This window comes from Pseudomonas sp. GD03842 (assembly GCF_029841165.1).
Classification (GTDB): Bacteria; Pseudomonadota; Gammaproteobacteria; order Pseudomonadales; family Pseudomonadaceae; genus Aquipseudomonas.
On the sequence record NZ_JAOCEA010000003.1, the window covers coordinates 252,213 to 268,229 of the forward strand.

Sequence of the window (16,017 nt, forward strand, 5' to 3'; positions counted from 1 at the left end):
CCACGTGGAAGCACTGCACAAGAAAATTCGCGAGGAAGGCATCGTACTTTCCGACCAGGTATTGAAGGTCGACGCGTTTCTCAACCATCAGATCGATCCGGTTCTGATGCAGCAGATCGGAGACGAGTTCGCCACGCTGTTCGCCCACTCGGGTATCACCAAGATCGTCACCATCGAGGCCTCTGGCATCGCACCTGCCGTCATGACCGGTCTGAAACTGGGCATTCCCGTGATTTTCGCGCGCAAGCACCAGTCGCTGACACTGACGGAGAACCTGTTTTCGGCAAACGTTTTCTCGTTCACCAAGCAGACCGAAAGCACGATCGCCATCTCCACACGCCACCTGACCAGCAGCGACCGTGTGCTGATCATCGATGACTTCCTGGCCAACGGTAAGGCCTCCCAGGCGCTGATCTCGATCATCAAGCAGGCCGGTGCCACCGTGGCAGGCCTGGGGATCGTGATCGAGAAGTCATTTCAGGGCGGCCGCGCGGAACTGGACGCGCAAGGCTATCGTGTAGAGTCGTTGGCACGGGTCAAATCGCTGACCGGTGGCGTAGTTACATTCGTCTGACCCATCGACGCACGCTGTAGGAGCGTGGCTTGTCCCGCGATCGGCGACGAAGTCGTCGTAAAATCAAGCGCCGCGATAACCAGGTATACCGCGGAGGCAGGATTTGCTGCCGCTTCGCGCCAGATCGTCCGATTGCCGCCCAGAGACAAGCCAAGCTCCCACAGAGAATGGAGACATCTTATGATCATTGGCGAAAAACTGAGCATCGAAGCCTTCTTCGACTCGCAGACATCGACCATCAGTTATTTGGTCGTAGACCGCTCGACCGCAAAGGCCGCCCTCATCGACAGCGTGCTGGACTACGATCCCAAATCCGGCCGCACCAGGACCGAGTCCGCCGACAAGCTGATCGCCCGAGTCCGCGAGCGGAATGTGTCCGTGGAATGGATTCTGGAAACCCACGTCCATGCCGATCATATCTCCGCCGCGGCGTACCTCAAGGAGCAACTCGGCGGCACGGTCGCCATCGGCAGCCACATCACTCGGGTGCAAAAGGTGTTTGGCACGCTGTTCAATGCCAAAGCCGAGTTCGCGCGCGACGGCAGCCAGTTCGACCGGCTGCTGGACGATGATGCGCACTTCCGGATCGGTTCCCTGAACGCCCGGGCGATGCACACGCCCGGCCACACCCCGGCCTGCATGACGTATCTGATCGAAGGGGGCGACGAGACGGTGGCCTTCGTCGGCGACACCCTGTTCATGCCCGATTATGGAACGGCGCGCTGCGACTTTCCTGGCGCCGATGCGCGTGTGCTCTACCGTTCGATTGGTCGGATTCTCAGCCTGCCGCCGCAAACTCGCCTGTTCATGTGCCATGACTACCTGCCCAATGGTCGGGAGCTGATGTACATGACGACCGTCGCCGAACAGCGCGCCAACAACATCCATATCCGCGAAGGCATCGATGAGGACGCCTTCGTCGAGATGCGTGAAAAGCGCGATGCGACATTGGACATGCCGGTGTTGATCCTGCCGTCGGTGCAGATCAACATGCGCGGCGGGCAGATGCCGGAGCCGGAGGACAACGGTGTGAGCTATCTGAAGGTGCCGATCAACGCCCTATGACAGAACACGAACTGATCGGAGCCGGCCTCGGTACGATCATGGGTGCCGTACTTGCCCTGACAGGCGCAGGCGGCGGGATTCTCGCGGTGCCGCTGCTGATTTTTGGGCTGGGACTTTCGATGGTCGAAGCCGCGCCGGTGGGTCTGCTGGCGGTGGGCCTGGCTGCGGCCGTGGGCGCATTGCTGGGCTTGCGGCAGGGCATCGTGCGTTACCGAGCCGCGCTGTTCATCGCCAGCATCGGCATCTGTTTCACGCCACTGGGCTTGTGGCTGGCGCATCAACTGCCCAATACACCGCTGGCAGTGGGTTTTTCGCTGATGTTGGTCTACGCCTGCACCCGCATCTACCGCAAGGCCGCGCACGAACTGCATCACGGCAAGCCGCCAGCGCGGGCTGACTTTTTGCCGTGCGTGCTCAATCCTTTGGAAGGTCGGCTGCGCTGGACCCTGCCCTGTGCCCGCTCGCTCGCCATTACCGGTGTGCTATCAGGGTTGTTGTCGGGCTTGCTGGGAGTGGGTGGAGGTTTCGTGATCATCCCGGCCCTGACCCGTTACACCGATCTGGACATGAAAAGCATCGTCGCGACGTCACTGGCCGTGATTGCGCTGGTGTCCATGGGCAGCGTCATCAGCGCCAGTGTGAGCGGGCTGATGCACTGGGCTGTGGGCGTGCCGTTTGCGGCAGGTGCGGTGGTGGGGTTGATTGCAGGACGGCAGGTGGCGCGGTTTCTCGCCGGGCCAAGGTTGCAGCAGCTGTTCGCGATGACCGGGTTTGTGGCGGCAGGGCTGTTGATCGTCAAAACCCTGTCCTGACACGAATGCCTTTCCTTGCAGCAGCGCCTTGGTCAAGTGGTCGCGTGCAATCCCGCCAACAACAAGCGCTGATACAACTCCTCGCGCAACCCTTGCGGCTCGCTCAACCCCATACGCTTGAGGTGTTCCGGGAACGCGCCAGGCTCCGGCGCTTCCAGTGTCGCCTTGCCCAAGTCGAGGAGTTCACTGAGCTTGAATTTGCTCTTCAGCCAGTTCAGCGCACGTAGCAGGTCACGCTCTTCGGCAATGAAATCACTGCCTAACGGATACTCCACGAACAGCGATGGAAACTCATCACGGATCACCTTGAGCCGCTCAGGGGTGTTCTGGCTGAACAACGGGTCGAGACGAAAGCTCTTGGGCAATTTGCCCGCTTTCTGCGCCTGGTCGATCAACCCCTGCTGAAAGCGTGAATCGGTGATATTCAGCAGCGCCTCAATCACGCCTGCATCCGTCTTGCCTCGCAAGTCGGCAATGCCGTATTCGGTAATGACAATGTCGCGCAAATGCCGGGGAATCGTCGCATGACCGTATTCCCATACAATGTTCGAACTGACCTCCCCGCCCGACTCACGCCAACTGCGCAAGATCAGAATCGAACGCGCGCCCTCCAGCGCATGGCCTTGCGCGACGAAGTTGTACTGCCCACCCACACCACTGACCACCCGGCCGTCTTCAAGCTGATCCGACACCGCGGCGCCGAGCAACGTGACCGTAAATGCACTGTTGATGAACCGCGCGTCCCGCCGTTGCAGGCGTTTCAACGTTTCATCGCCATACAACTCGTTGATGTAGCTGATCGCCGTCATGTCGATCTGGGCTTTTTGCTCGGAAGAAAGCTCCCGAAGCCGCTCGTAAAAGCTGCGCGGCCCCAGAAAGAACCCGCCATGAATCGAAACGCCATCGCCATGCAGCGACTCGTCCAAGGCTCCGGCATTGGCCAACGTCTGCCGCTCGACGTCAGGGTAAACCTTACGCCGGATAATCCCGGCGTCGAGCAGCACCAACAGACCGTTGACCAGCATTTCGCTGCACCCATACAGGCCTTGCGCAAAAGGCGAGACCCCGCCCTCGCGTTCGATCAGGGGTTTCCAGGTAGAAATCCCGTCCAGCTCAGAAAGGCACGCGCGGTAGCTCTCATTGTTAGCCTGGCGAGCGAGCAATGCGGCGGTCAGCGCATCGCCCATCGAACCGATACCGATCTGCAACGTGCCGCCGTCGCGCACCAACGTACTGGCATACAAGCCGATAAAGTGATCTTGGGTACCCACCGGCATATTGGGTGTCGAGAACAGCGTGCTGCGCTCTTCGAAATCGATCAGCAGGTCGAAGGTGTCGACGCTCACCTCGGCATCGCCCGGCATATAAGGGAGATCGTCATGCACATGACCCAACACCAGGACCGGCTCACCTGCGGCCCTACGCTTTTCCAGCATGGGCAGCAAATCGAGGGTGATATCGGGGTTGCAGCACAGGCTCAAATGATCCGGGCGTTGCGCATCATGGGCCACCAGTTGCGCGATCAGGTTCACGCCATTGGCGTTGATGTCCCGCGCCGCATGGCTGTAGTTACTGCTCACATAGTCCTGTTGCGCCGGTGCGCTGCCCAGTAGGCTGCCGGGCTGCATGAAGAACTGCTCTACATGCACGTGCGGCGGGAGGATGCCTTTGTGCAGGTCAGTGAGGAAGTCGAGCTCGGGGTAGTCGCCAAAAACGCGCTCCAGAAACGGCTCAAGAAAGCGGCCCTGCAAACCATCGCCCGCGTTCGGTCGGCCCAGGCACAGCGCGGTGTAGATCGTCAGTTGTCGGTCAGGCAGGGATTTGATCCGGTTGTACAGCGCATTGGCAAAGCGATTGGGCTTGCCCAGCCCCAACGGCATGCCCATGCGAATGTGCGCAGGCAGTTCGGCCAGTACATGATCGACGGCTTGCTCGATCGAGCAGGAATGCGGCATCCGGCCTCTCCTGGATTGTTATTCGATGGAGGTTGGACCGGGGATGGAGAGGAATTGCTGCACGGCTTTTGATTCTGCCCGTAGGCCACTATGGCGTGCAGATTAGTCCCGCCGAGTAGCGAAAGCCCCGAAAGCATCAGTGATTTTCTGAACATGGCGCCTCGCTTCTGGTCATGGACCCTGAGGCGTTACAGCCCGGACATTTTCTTGATCGCGCCCTTCAAATCGTCGTCCGAACAGTCGGCGCAGGTGCCTTTGGGGGGCATGGAATTGATGCCGGTGATGGCTTTGGCCAGCAGGCCATCAAGGCCGCCCTGTTCCTTGGCGCGTTTGCTCCAATCGGCGCTGTCACCGATCTTGGGCGCCCCAAGCAGGCCCGCACCATGGCAGGCATTGCAGTGCTTACCAATGACATCGTCCGGCGATTTGGCCCCACCCGTGCTGCCCGCTGTCGCGGCGACGTCCATACCTGGGCATTCCTTACCCTGAATACAGACTTGGCCGACCGGTTCGAGTCGCTTGGCGAGATCATCCCTAGAGGAGGCCTGTGCAGCGAATACCCACCAGGCAAGCAGTGCGATGACAGCCAGGATCTTATTATTGAGGTTCACGCTTTCACCCTCACGGTGGCTATGACGCTACCGCGGTCTTGGTCAGCCGCAGGTTGCGAAAGTATAGCGGGTGCCCCGTAGGGTGTCGGTCGTTCAAGGAGCGGGGTTGACCTGGCCCACCCGCAGAATGCGGGCGGGGCGGCTCAGAAGTTTGCAGGCGTGGCGGCGCTGATCAGCCGTGCAGGTGCGTCGAACGGATTGCGGAAGCGATGGGGCCGCGTGCTTTCGAAATAGTAGCTGTCGCCGGCTTCGAGCACGTAGGTGTCGATCCCCACCACCAGTTCGAGCCGGCCTTCGACCAGAATCCCGGTCTCCTCACCTTCATGAACCAACATTTCTTCACCCGTGTCGGCGCCGGGTGGATAGACCTCGGTCAGAAAGGCAATGGCACGGCCCGGATGGGATTTGCCCACCAGTTTCATGGTGACAGCGCCGTCCGAAATATCGATCAGTTCGCTGGCTTTGTAGACGACCTGCGTCGGATTTTCGGGTTCGAGCTCTTCGGAAAAGAACTCCACCATGGACATCGGAATGCCACCCAGCACCTTGCGCAACGAGCTGATCGACGGGCTCACGCTGTTTTTCTCGATCATGGAAATGGTGCTGTTGGTCACGCCCGCTCGTTTGGCGAGTTCACGTTGAGACAGACCTTTTAATTTGCGAATGGATTGCAGTCGCTCACCGACGTCCAATGCGGGGGTCCTCCTGATAGTCAAGCACGGTCACGTGGCCGCCATCATGGCAACAGCGTTCAGTATTTACAACACTTGAGCAGATCGGGAATCGACCAGAAGACTGGCGGCCGCGAACAGCCGCGCACTACGCGTTGACATGCAGCGGTCAGGCCTCGGAATAGAGCCTTGGCACCCGCTTCAGGTTGCAGAATATCTGATAAGGGATGGTGCCCGCGCTCGCCGCGACATCGCTGGCAAGCACCTGCTTACCCCACAATTCGACACGGCTGCCTACGCCTGCCGTCGGTACGTCGGTCAGGTCGACGCACAGCATGTCCATCGAGACCCGACCCAGCAACTGACTGCGCTGGCCCTCAACCGCGACCGGCGTGCCGGTAGGCGCCTGGCGGGGATAACCGTCCGCGTACCCCATCGCCACGACGCCGATGCGCATGGCGCGATCGGTCACGAATGCCCCGCCGTAGCCCACCGGCTCGCCTGCGGGCAGCTCGCGCACGCAGATGACACGAGACTCCAGGGTCATGACTGGCTGCAGACGGTCCGCTACCGATTGCGCTTGGTCGAAGGGCGTAGCGCCGTACAGCATGATCCCGGGGCGCACCCAATCGCTCGGTACGGTTGGCCAGCCCATCACCCCCGGCGAATTGCGCAGACTGACCTGGGCCGCCAACCCTTCCCGAGCCGACTGGAAAATCGCCACTTGTTCGTCGGTGCGCCCGCTGCCCAGCTCATCGGCACGGGCGAAGTGAGTCATCAGTACGACGCTGGCAACCTTGCCCGTGGCCAGCAGCCGGTGGTAAGCCGATTGATACTCGTCGGGGTGCACGCCGACTCTGTGCATGCCTGAATCCATCTTCAACCAGATGTTCAGTGGCTTGCCGACAGGAGCGTGCTCGATGGCCTCCACTTGCCACATCGAGTGTACGACGCACCAGAACTCATGCTCGACGATCAGCGCCAGCTCGTCGGCCTCGAAAAAACCCTCCAACAACAGGATGGGCGCACGAATGCCGGCTTGGCGCAGCTCCAGCGCTTCCTCGATACACGCGACGGCAAAACCATCGGCCTCGCTTTGCAGCGCCTGAGCGACGCGCACCGCACCATGTCCGTACGCATCGGCCTTGATCACGGCAAGAGCCTTGGCACCAGCGGTTTCGCGGGCCAACTGATAGTTGTGGCGTAACGCCTGGAGGTCGATAAGGGCGCGGGCTGGACGCATGGTGGGGCTTCTAGTCTGAGAGTTTTTGAACGGTAGGAGCGCGCTTGCCCGCGATGCGTCCTGTCAGTCAACGCCGATACGGCAGGCATGACGTCATCGCGGGCAAGCGCGCTCCTACAGGTAAGGCGTTAAGGCAGTGCAGCGATCACCGAGATCTCGATCAGCACGTTCGGGGCAGCCATCTTCGCCTCAACGGTTGCACGCGCAGGTGCAACGCCCTTTGGCAGCCAGGTATCCCACACGCTGTTCATCGCGGCGAAATGCGCGTCGATGTCCTTCAGATAAATCGTCACCGATAACAACCGGGTAGTGTCGGTCCCGGCCAGGTCAAGCAGACGCTCGATATTGCCGAGCGTCTCACGGATCTGCTGTTCGATTCCCGCATTCAGATCGTTAGCCACTTGCCCGGCGAGGTACAGGGTGCCGTTGTGGGCGACGATCTGGCTCATGCGCTCATTGGTGAGCTGGCGTTGTACTGACATGTCGGGCGATCTCCTTGGAGCTTCCGTAGCGGGAAATATCGAGGCCTTCGGCACTGATCTGCGGCTTTCTGCGGGCGATCAGATCAGCGAGCAAACGACCGGAGCCGCACGCCATGGTCCAGCCCAGCGTGCCGTGGCCGGTGTTCAGAAAAAGGTTGCGATAGGGCGTGGCGCCGACGATAGGCGTGCCATCCGGGGTGGTCGGACGCAAGCCGGTCCAGAAACTGGCCTCGCTCAGATCGCCGCCCTGAGGATAGAGGTCGTTGACGATCATCTCCAGCGTTTCCCGCCGACGCGGATTCAACGAGAGATCGAAACCCGCGATTTCTGCCATACCGCCGACCCGGATGCGGTTGTCGAAACGGGTGATGGCAACTTTGTAAGTTTCGTCAAGGATGGTGGAAGTCGGCGCCATGTCAGGGCGGGTGATCGGCACCGTCAACGAATAACCCTTGAGCGGATAAACCGGGGCTTTGATGCCCAGCGGCTTGAGCAGTTGTGGCGAGTAGCTGCCCAGCGCCAAGACGTAGCGATCGGCGGTTTCCAATTGACCGTTGACCCGCACGCCATTGATTCGATCGCCCGCGAAATCGATCGACTCGATGGACTGGCCGAAACGGAATTCAACGCCTAACTTCACACACATCTCGGCGAGACGCGTCGTGAACAGTTGGCAATCGCCGGTCTGATCGTTAGGCAAGCGCAGCGCGCCACTGAGGATATGGCTAACGCTCGCCAGCGCCGGTTCGACACGCGCGATGCCCTCACGGTCGAGCACCTCGTAGGGCACACCGGCCTGCTCTAGCACGGCGATGTCTTTGGCGGCGTTATCCAATTGTTCCTGGGTTCGGAACAGCTGGGTGGTACCCAGAGTGCGGCCCTCGTAGGCGATGCCGGTCTCGGCACGCAGTTCGTCAAGGCAGTCACGGCTGTATTCGGACAGCCTGACCATGCGCTCTTTGTTCACTGCGTAACGACTCTGCGTGCAGTTACGCAGCATTTGCGCCATCCACAGGTACTGGTTCACATCACCAGTGGCCTTGATGGCCAGTGGCGCATGGCGCTGCAGCAACCATTTGATGGCCTTGAGCGGCACGCCCGGCGCCGCCCAAGGCGATGCATAGCCCGGCGAGACTTGCCCGGCGTTGGCGAAACTGGTCTCCATGGCAGCGGCAGGTTGACGGTCGACGACCGTCACCTCGAAACCCGCCCGGGCCAGGTAGTAAGCACTGGTAACACCGATTACGCCACTTCCAAGGACCAGCACGCGCATGTGAATTCCCTCATCGCGGATATCCGCTGACGTTTTGAAGTTTCGAGCCAAGATGTGCGCAGTATAAGCAGCGGCTGGCAGTGCTTTTCACTATATAAACGCCTATATTCGGCGTTAATTCTGGACATCCGACGGTTTAGCAGAGAGAGGCTTGGCCATGCGCACTCAACACCAGTCAAAACGTGAGCTGGACAAGATCGACCGCAACATTCTGCGCATCCTTCAGAACGACGGAAGGATTTCGTTCACCGAGCTGGGCGAACGTGTCGGCCTGTCAACGACGCCGTGTACGGAGCGGGTCCGTCGCCTTGAACGCGAAGGCATCATCATGGGCTACAGCGCTCGCCTCAACCCGCAAAACCTCAAGGCCAGCCTGTTGGTTTTCGTCGAGATCAGCTTGGACTACAAATCCGGGGACACCTTCGAAGAGTTCCGCCGCGCCGTTCTTAAATTACCCCACGTGCTGGAGTGCCACTTGGTGTCGGGAGATTTCGACTATCTGGTGAAGGCCCGGATTTCCGAAATGGCCTCCTACCGCAAGCTATTGGGCGACATCTTGCTCAAGCTGCCCCACGTGCGGGAATCCAAGAGCTATATCGTGATGGAAGAAGTGAAGGAGAGTCTGAGTCTGCCGATCCCGGAATGATGGAAGCCATTGGGCTCGTCAGACCAATACCTGACGCGTGGAGGCGATGAACGCATGCACCTGCTTTTCCACGCGAGGATGGATCAGGACCTCAGGACGGCGACCATTGGGGCATGGCAGCGTGGGCGTGGTACCGAACAGGCGGCAGATCAGCGGACGCTCATCGTAAACGGTGCAGCCGTCAGGCCCCAGGTGCACGCAATTCAAGGCGTTCAGCGCGGCCTCCTGCTCGGCCGGGCTTTTGCGCGGCAACCGCGCCATCTCCTCGGAGGACGTGGTTACTGGCCCACAGCAGTCATGGCAACCCGGTATACAAGCAAACGATGGAATCTGTCGCCGCAGGTCGCGAATCCTCTGGCTATTGCAGCTCATTACGGCAGTTTTCCCTGTGAAAGGCATGATTGTGCCTTAACGAGGGAATGGCTGACAGCGTTCTGGACGCGTGCGCGTCCAGCGCAAGGGCTCAGAGAGCCAGCACCTGGTACGCCTTGCCGCCTTCAAATCACCTCGTTACCCTCCTAAGCACTTTCCGACAGCCAGCCGAGATTCCGTATGACCGTCTCTCCCCATGCCGCTTCTTATTACGCGGCCAGTAGCCACGAACAGCCGGACTACCCAACGCTCAAAGGCGAAGTCTCGGTAGACGTCTGCGTGGTCGGCGGCGGTTTTACCGGGCTCAACACCGCCATTGAACTGGCCGAGCGCGGCCTCAGCGTCGCACTGCTAGAGGCGCACCGCGTTGGCTGGGGCGCGAGCGGGCGCAACGGCGGGCAGTTGATTCGGGGCGTCGGCCACCATGTCGAACGGTTTCGCCGCGACATCGGCGACGAAGGCGTACGTCAGCTCAAGCTCATGGGTCTGGAAGCCGTGGACATCGTGCGTGAGCGCATCGAGAAGTATCAGATCGCGTGTGATCTGACCTGGGGCTACTGCGATCTGGCCAACAAACCCAAGGAATTCGAAGGATTCGCTGAGGATGTGGAAGAACTGCGCGGCCTGGGCTACACGCGCGAGTTGCGATTGGTCCCAGCCAACGAGATGCAGACGGTGATTGACTCCGGTCGCTACGCTGGCGGCCTGCTGGACATGGGATCCGGGCATCTGCACCCACTGAATCTGGCGTTGGGCGAAGCCCGCGTTGCGCAGTCGTTGGGCGTGCAGGTCTATGAGCGTTCTGCCGTGACCCGCCTGGAATACGGCACTGAGGTGAAAGTCCATACGACGCAGGGGGTGGTCCGCGCGAGCTCTCTGGTCCTGGGTTGCAATGCCTACCTCAACGGGCTGGACACTACCCTCAGCGGCAAAGTCTTGCCCGCAGGCAGCTATATCATTGCCACCGAACCGCTGAGCGAAGCGCTTGCCCAGCAATTGCTGCCGCTCAACACCGCCATGTGCGACCAGCGTGTCGCCGTGGATTATTTCCGGTTATCGGCGGATCGTCGCCTGTTGTTTGGCGGCGCCTGCCACTATTCGGGTCGCGACCCTCAGGACATCGGCGCTTACATGCAGCCGAAGATGCTCAAAGTGTTTGCACAACTCAAGGATGTAAAAATCGATTTTCAGTGGGGCGGCATGATCGGCATCGGCGCCAATCGCCTGCCGCAGATCGGGCGTCTCAAGGATCACCCCAATGTGTTTTACGCGCAGGCCTATTCAGGTCACGGCCTGAATGCCACGCATTTGGCGGGCAAATTGCTGGGCCAAGCCATAAGCGGCCAACACAGCGGCGGCTTCGAGCTGTTCGCGCAAATTCCGCACATCACCTTCCCTGGCGGCAAGCATTTGCGCTCGCCCTTGCTGGCGTTGGGGATGTTATGGCATCGAATGAAAGAGTTGGTTTGATCAATGAATCGCTGTGGCAGCACAGTTGGGCTGCCACAGCGAGACGTCGCGCGACATGACACCAGGGAAACTTACGCGCCGCGCGCATCATTCCCTCCAAAACGGCTTGAGCCCTTCATGACGAGCCTGCTCGTAAGTCAGACCGATGTCCCGCAGTTGCTCCTCAGTGAGCGCAAGCAATGCGCGGCGAGTGCTTTGCCGTTGCCGGAAAAGCCCCAACAAGCTCAGCCCTTCAAGCCCGCGGCTGCGGACAGTGGTTTTTTGACCATCCAGCAATTCCCTACCATACAGCGATAAACGAACGTCACTTATCCCAGCCATTTCCAGACACCTCATCATGGGTTTCAAGTGATTCCATGATGCGTCTGTATGGAAAACCAATACAGATTCAAATAATTCTTATTTTTTGCATACAGATCATCCTCAGCGGATCCTGAATGCTGTATTTTCCCGTCATCTGTATCGGTCCGCCGATGCGCCACGATGCGAGAGTACGCCATGACCCTCTACGTTAACCTTGCCGAATTAATCGGCACCCGCATTGAAAACGGCTTCTACCGGCCCGGCGATCGGTTGCCTTCGGTCAGAGCCTTGAGCGTCGAGCATGGCGTCAGCCTTAGCACGGTCCAGCAGGCCTATCGGTTGCTCGAAGACAATGGCCTGGCGTCACCGCGCCCCAAATCAGGTTATTTCGTGCCCGCCCACCGCAGAGCGCCTGCGTTGCCTGCAATCGGCCGCCCCGCACAAAGGCCCGTCGATATTTCCCAATGGGAGCTAGTGCTGGAACTGGCCAGGGCCACACCTAGCCCAGACGTGGTGCAACTCGCCCGCGGGATGCCGGATGTGACCAGCCCCACCCTTCGGCCCTTGACTCAGGCGCTGGGCAAGATCAGCCGCCGCCAGGACATGCCGGGTCTGCATTACGACAACATCCATGGCACCCAATGCCTGCGCGAGCAGGTAGCGCGCCTGCTTCTGGATTCGGGCACGCGGGTGGCACCTGACGACTTGATGATTACCACCGGCGCGCAGGAGGCGCTGGCCGTGAGTATCCGCTCGATCTGCCAGCCCGGAGATATCGTCGCCGTCGACTCCCCCAGCTTCCATGGCGCGATGCAGGCGCTCAAAGGGCTGGGCATGAAGGCCCTGGAAATCCCCACCGATCCGCTGACAGGTATCAGCCTGGATGCACTGGAGCTGGCGCTGGAGCAGTGGCCGATCAAGGCCATACAACTGACTCCCAACTGCAACAATCCGCTGGGCTACAACATGCCCGAAGACCGTAAACGGGCGCTGTTGACCCTTGCCCAGCGCTTTGACGTCGCGATCATCGAAGACGATGTGTATGGCGACTTGTCCTACACCTACCCACGCCCTCGCACAATTAAATCCTTCGACGAAGACGGGCGCGTTTTGCTGTGCAGTTCCTTCTCAAAAACACTGGCCCCCGGACTGCGAGTGGGGTGGATCGCGCCGGGGCGGTACCTTGACCGCGCGCTGCACATGAAATACATCAGCACCGGATCGACGGCGACCCAACCGCAGTTGGCCATTGCCGAATTTCTTCAGGCCGGGCATTACGAGCCGCATCTGCGCCGCATGCGCACTCAATACCAGCGCAGCCGCGACCTGATGACCGATTGGGTGATGCGGTATTTCCCGGAGGGTACCCGCGCCAGCCGCCCGCAAGGCGGCTTCATGCTATGGGTCGAGTTTGACGAAGACTTTGACTCGTTGCGCCTGAACAGAGCTTTGCAGGGCCAGGGCGTACAGATCGCGGTGGGTAGCATTTTTTCGGCCTCGGGCAAGTATCGAAACTGCCTGAGGATGAATTTTGCCGCCAAGCCTACACCGCAAATCGAAGCTGCCGTCAAAAAGGTGGGCGAAACTGCCGCGCGGCTCATGGCTGAATCCTGATGGGTCAGGGTTAACCTTTTGCTGAACGTGCGGTCATACCGCCATGACGTAACTTCTGGATGACAGCGTTGACGAACCACTGGGCAGTCTCTTTTCTTCTGACCTTGGCCTTTGGCATCAGCGGCTGCGCGACCAAGCCTGCGCAACAGGACGGGCCGAGCCAGGCGATTCCAGCCTCGGTCTCACCCTTCGGGCGCTCGATCCTGGCAGAAGCAGCACCCCATGGCGGCCGCTCCGGCTTTCGCCTGCTGCCTAACAGCACCGATGCGTTCACGGCTCGCGCCGAACTGATTCGAAATGCCAAGACCAGCCTCGACCTGCAGTACTACATCGTTCATGACGGCCTGAGCACGCGCGCGCTGATCGACGAACTGCTCAAGGCCGCGGACCGCGGGGTGCGCGTTCGCATCTTGCTGGACGACACCACCAGCGACGGGCTGGATGAAGTCATCGCTACCCTGGCCGCCCACCCCAATATCCAGATCAGGTTGTTCAATCCGCTCAACCTCGGACGCAGCACCGGCGCGACGCGCTCGCTGGGGCGCCTGTTCAACCTGTCCCAGCAACATCGGCGCATGCACAACAAACTATGGTTGGCCGACAGTGCGGTGGCCATCGTGGGCGGGCGCAATCTGGGCGACGAGTACTTCGACGCCGAGCCAAATCTCAATTTCACCGACATCGACATGCTCGGCGTAGGGCCCGTTGCCGAGCAACTGAGCCATAGCTTCGATCAGTACTGGAACAGTACCTTGAGCAAGTCGGTTGACGATTTCGTCTACTGGCCACCAGACATGAAAGACCTGACGGAGGCGCGTAAGCGCTTGGCCGCCTCGCTGGACCAGGCTCATGTGGAGAAAAAAGCCCTTTATGAGCGGCTGATGGCCTACAAGACTCAACCGCGCCTGAAGACCTGGCTCAACGAGCTGATCTGGGCCTATAACCAGGCATTGTGGGATGCGCCGACCAAGGTGTTGTCCCGAGGCGAGCCCGATCCCCATCTGCTGCTGACCACGCAGTTGAGTCCCGACCTGCTGAGCGTGCATCAGGAATTGATGATGATCTCGGCCTACTTTGTGCCCGGACAGGAGGGCCTGACCTATCTCACCGGCCTGGCAGACAAGGGGGTGTCCGTCAATCTGCTGACCAATTCCCTGGAAGCCACGGACGTTCCTGCCGTGCACGGGGGTTACGCGCCCTATCGCAAGGCTCTGCTCGCTCACGGGGTCAAATTGTTCGAGCTGCGCCGCCAGCCTGGAGACCCCAGCAACTCGCGGGGAAGCGGCCCCAGTTTTCTACGCACCAAAACCTTCAAGGGCGGCTCTGAATCGAGTCTGCACAGCAAGGCCATGATTTTTGACCGGCAGAAAATTTTCGTGGGCTCGTTCAACTTCGACCCCCGCTCGGTGCTCTGGAACACCGAGGTGGGCGTGCTGGTCGACAGCCCGGAGCTCACGGAACACCTGCGTGAACTCGCCCTTCAGGGTATGGCCCCGGCCGTCAGCTACCAGGCCGAGCTGGAAAACGGCCAGGTGGTCTGGGTCACCGAGGACAACGGCAAGATTCACACGCTGTACAAAGAGCCGGGAGATTGGTGGCGCCGCCTGAACGCGTGGTTCAGCAGCGCCGTCGGCCTGGAAAGAATGCTCTAGGCCGCAACCGGCTGCGGACCGAAAGCACGCGCACGGCGCGCCAGGATGACCAGCCCGAACGCACCTGCCGCCATGAGTAGCGGCAACGCCTGGCCGCTGATCCACTGCCCCCCTGCTCCAGCCGCCAGCGGCCCGAGCAAGCAGCCCACACCCCACAGTTGCGCGACGTGGGCATTGGCCCGCACCAACGCATCGTCACGGTACCGCTCGCCGATCAAGATCAACGACAGGGTGAACAGTCCGCCTGCGCTGGCACCGAACAACACCCAGAGCGGCCACACCGCGACCGTGTGAACGAATAATGGAATCGCCAGGCTCGCCAGCATCAACACCGCGGCGCAGCCTAAAAACAGCCCACGACGGGAGATTCTGTCCGCCAATGCCCCGATGGGCAGTTGCAGTAAGGCGTCGCCGACGACTACCGTGCTGACCATCATCAGGGCCACTTCCGGGGTAAAGCCTTGCTGCAGGCAATAGACCGGAAGCAGCGTCAAAATCATCGCCTCAAAGCCTGCGAACAATGCAATCGCCCAGGCAATGGCCGGTAGCTGCTGACAGAAGCCCGCGAGGTCCCGGAAGCTGACGTGACCTGACTCGGCACTTGGCGCGCCAGTGCGACCCAACAGCAGCAGTGGCGAAGTGGCCAGCAACGCTGCGCCGACCCAGAAGCCATAATCGTGCTCGGTGCCCAGCGCGCCCAGCAAAAGCGGCCCACCCAGCTGGCTCAGGGCATAAGTACTGCCGTAGAGCGCCACCAATTTGCCCCGTAAACGCTCGATCACCAATTGGTTGATCCAGCTTTCGCCCAGAATGAACACCATGGTCAGGATCACTCCGAGCATCAGGCGCAGCACCAGCCAGATCCAGTAATGGGGTAGCAAGGCGAGCAACCCAACCGAGAGCGACCCGCCCCACAGGCAAAGGCGCATGACGTTGGCGGTGCCAAGCGTCGAAGCCAGACGACTGGCCAGGCTGGCGCCGAGTAGCACGCCAATCGCCGGCATGGCCGCCATTACACCAATGGCGAAAGCGCCATAGCCCCAAGCTTCCAGACGCAACGACACCAGCGGCATGCTGACGCCAAGCGCCAGGCCGACGCTCAGTACGGACGACAGCACTGCGAAATAAGTCCCCCACCGCATTACCACGCTCCTGTGGCTCAAGAAATCAAAAACAAAACAGCCAGGCTGTTGGGACAAGCCTGGCTGCTCGACGCTCCATTCGATCTCCCCGAAAAGATCACAACCGAGCCCAGGCCGGCGAGATGCGCCTAC

General features: G+C 60.4%; 16 protein-coding genes. 7 read left to right on the plus strand and 9 right to left on the minus strand.

Going from position 1 to position 16,017, the window contains the following annotated elements; all coding sequences use genetic code 11:
- Positions 1–4 precede the first annotated feature (4 nt).
- The 3 genes from N5D61_RS06120 to N5D61_RS06130 all read left to right on the plus strand — a co-directional run bounded on the left by N5D61_RS06120 (position 5) and on the right by N5D61_RS06130 (position 2,451).
- Positions 5–574, plus strand: a complete 570-nt coding sequence (locus N5D61_RS06120; RefSeq protein ID WP_108236177.1) for a xanthine phosphoribosyltransferase — start codon at positions 5–7, stop codon at positions 572–574.
- Positions 575–754: 180 nt separating this feature from the next.
- Complete coding sequence (locus N5D61_RS06125) at positions 755–1,639, plus strand: MBL fold metallo-hydrolase (protein ID WP_279891420.1); 885 nt, start codon at positions 755–757, stop codon at positions 1,637–1,639.
- Positions 1,636–2,451: a sulfite exporter TauE/SafE family protein gene (locus tag N5D61_RS06130; protein ID WP_279891422.1), complete on the plus strand. Its 816-nt coding sequence runs from the start codon at positions 1,636–1,638 to the stop codon at positions 2,449–2,451. Before N5D61_RS06125 ends, N5D61_RS06130 begins: the two co-directional genes overlap by 4 nt.
- A 32-nt stretch (positions 2,452–2,483) precedes the next feature.
- Here N5D61_RS06130 and N5D61_RS06135 read toward each other — a convergent pair whose 3' ends face one another.
- The 6 genes from N5D61_RS06135 to dadA all read right to left on the minus strand — a co-directional run bounded on the left by N5D61_RS06135 (position 2,484) and on the right by dadA (position 8,686).
- Entirely contained in the window at positions 2,484–4,406 is a 1,923-nt protein-coding gene (locus tag N5D61_RS06135) for an acetyl-CoA hydrolase/transferase C-terminal domain-containing protein (RefSeq protein WP_279891424.1), read from the minus strand.
- A gap of 188 nt (positions 4,407–4,594) precedes the next feature.
- On the minus strand, positions 4,595–5,017 hold the full coding sequence (locus tag N5D61_RS06140) for a c-type cytochrome (RefSeq protein WP_108236182.1): 423 nt from the start codon (positions 5,015–5,017) through the stop codon (positions 4,595–4,597).
- 143 nt (positions 5,018–5,160) lie between these two features.
- Positions 5,161–5,709 (minus strand): cupin domain-containing protein, encoded by a 549-nt coding sequence (locus tag N5D61_RS06145; protein ID WP_108236183.1) that lies wholly within the window; start codon positions 5,707–5,709, stop codon positions 5,161–5,163.
- Between the two features lie 148 nt (positions 5,710–5,857).
- Positions 5,858–6,931 (minus strand): alanine racemase, encoded by a 1,074-nt coding sequence (gene alr, locus N5D61_RS06150; protein ID WP_279891425.1) that lies wholly within the window; start codon positions 6,929–6,931, stop codon positions 5,858–5,860.
- A 128-nt stretch (positions 6,932–7,059) separates the two neighbouring features.
- Entirely contained in the window at positions 7,060–7,413 is a 354-nt protein-coding gene (locus N5D61_RS06155) for a RidA family protein (RefSeq protein WP_279891427.1), read from the minus strand.
- Entirely contained in the window at positions 7,385–8,686 is a 1,302-nt protein-coding gene (dadA, locus tag N5D61_RS06160; protein ID WP_279891428.1) for a D-amino acid dehydrogenase, read from the minus strand. Before dadA ends, N5D61_RS06155 begins: the two co-directional genes overlap by 29 nt.
- A gap of 157 nt (positions 8,687–8,843) precedes the next feature.
- On the opposite strand from dadA, the gene dadR reads away from it, so the two are divergent.
- Positions 8,844–9,332 (plus strand): transcriptional regulator DadR, encoded by a 489-nt coding sequence (gene dadR, locus N5D61_RS06165; protein ID WP_108236187.1) that lies wholly within the window; start codon positions 8,844–8,846, stop codon positions 9,330–9,332.
- 18 nt (positions 9,333–9,350) lie between these two features.
- On the opposite strand, the gene N5D61_RS06170 is transcribed toward dadR, so the two are convergent.
- Complete coding sequence (locus tag N5D61_RS06170; protein ID WP_108236188.1) at positions 9,351–9,704, minus strand: YkgJ family cysteine cluster protein; 354 nt, start codon at positions 9,702–9,704, stop codon at positions 9,351–9,353.
- 180 nt (positions 9,705–9,884) lie between these two features.
- Here N5D61_RS06170 and N5D61_RS06175 point away from each other — a divergent pair, with 180 nt between their 5' ends.
- A complete protein-coding gene (locus N5D61_RS06175) occupies positions 9,885–11,174 on the plus strand; it encodes an FAD-binding oxidoreductase (RefSeq protein ID WP_279891430.1) in 1,290 nt (429 codons plus the stop codon).
- An 87-nt stretch (positions 11,175–11,261) separates the two neighbouring features.
- On the opposite strand, the gene N5D61_RS06180 is transcribed toward N5D61_RS06175, so the two are convergent.
- Entirely contained in the window at positions 11,262–11,495 is a 234-nt protein-coding gene (locus N5D61_RS06180) for a DUF1127 domain-containing protein (RefSeq protein WP_279891616.1), read from the minus strand.
- A gap of 177 nt (positions 11,496–11,672) precedes the next feature.
- Here N5D61_RS06180 and N5D61_RS06185 point away from each other — a divergent pair, with 177 nt between their 5' ends.
- Together N5D61_RS06185 and N5D61_RS06190 are read left to right on the plus strand one after the other, a co-directional pair.
- Positions 11,673–13,091, plus strand: coding sequence for a PLP-dependent aminotransferase family protein (locus N5D61_RS06185; protein WP_279891431.1), 1,419 nt, complete (start codon positions 11,673–11,675; stop codon positions 13,089–13,091).
- A 68-nt stretch (positions 13,092–13,159) separates the two neighbouring features.
- Positions 13,160–14,743 carry a phospholipase D family protein gene (locus N5D61_RS06190; RefSeq protein WP_108236423.1) on the plus strand — a complete coding sequence of 528 codons (1,584 nt, stop codon included), beginning with the start codon at positions 13,160–13,162 and terminating at the stop codon, positions 14,741–14,743.
- Here the strand turns inward: N5D61_RS06190 and N5D61_RS06195 are convergent.
- Entirely contained in the window at positions 14,740–15,885 is a 1,146-nt protein-coding gene (locus tag N5D61_RS06195; RefSeq protein ID WP_108236191.1) for an MFS transporter, read from the minus strand. The genes N5D61_RS06190 and N5D61_RS06195 overlap by 4 nt on opposite strands.
- Between the last annotated feature and the right edge of the window lie 132 nt (positions 15,886–16,017).

Coding starts and splice junctions, on each gene's coding strand:
- N5D61_RS06125 (WP_279891420.1), top strand. CDS start 755: ATGATCATTGGCGAAAAACTGAGCATCGAAGCCTTCTTCGACTCGCAG.
- N5D61_RS06130 (WP_279891422.1), top strand. CDS start 1,636: ATGACAGAACACGAACTGATCGGAGCCGGCCTCGGTACGATCATGGGT.
- N5D61_RS06135 (WP_279891424.1), bottom strand. CDS start 4,406: ATGCCGCATTCCTGCTCGATCGAGCAAGCCGTCGATCATGTACTGGCC.
- alr (WP_279891425.1), bottom strand. CDS start 6,931: ATGCGTCCAGCCCGCGCCCTTATCGACCTCCAGGCGTTACGCCACAAC.
- N5D61_RS06155 (WP_279891427.1), bottom strand. CDS start 7,413: ATGTCAGTACAACGCCAGCTCACCAATGAGCGCATGAGCCAGATCGTC.
- dadA (WP_279891428.1), bottom strand. CDS start 8,686: ATGCGCGTGCTGGTCCTTGGAAGTGGCGTAATCGGTGTTACCAGTGCT.
- dadR (WP_108236187.1), top strand. CDS start 8,844: ATGCGCACTCAACACCAGTCAAAACGTGAGCTGGACAAGATCGACCGC.
- N5D61_RS06170 (WP_108236188.1), bottom strand. CDS start 9,704: ATGAGCTGCAATAGCCAGAGGATTCGCGACCTGCGGCGACAGATTCCA.
- N5D61_RS06175 (WP_279891430.1), top strand. CDS start 9,885: ATGACCGTCTCTCCCCATGCCGCTTCTTATTACGCGGCCAGTAGCCAC.
- N5D61_RS06180 (WP_279891616.1), bottom strand. CDS start 11,495: ATGGCTGGGATAAGTGACGTTCGTTTATCGCTGTATGGTAGGGAATTG.
- N5D61_RS06185 (WP_279891431.1), top strand. CDS start 11,673: ATGACCCTCTACGTTAACCTTGCCGAATTAATCGGCACCCGCATTGAA.
- N5D61_RS06195 (WP_108236191.1), bottom strand. CDS start 15,885: ATGCGGTGGGGGACTTATTTCGCAGTGCTGTCGTCCGTACTGAGCGTC.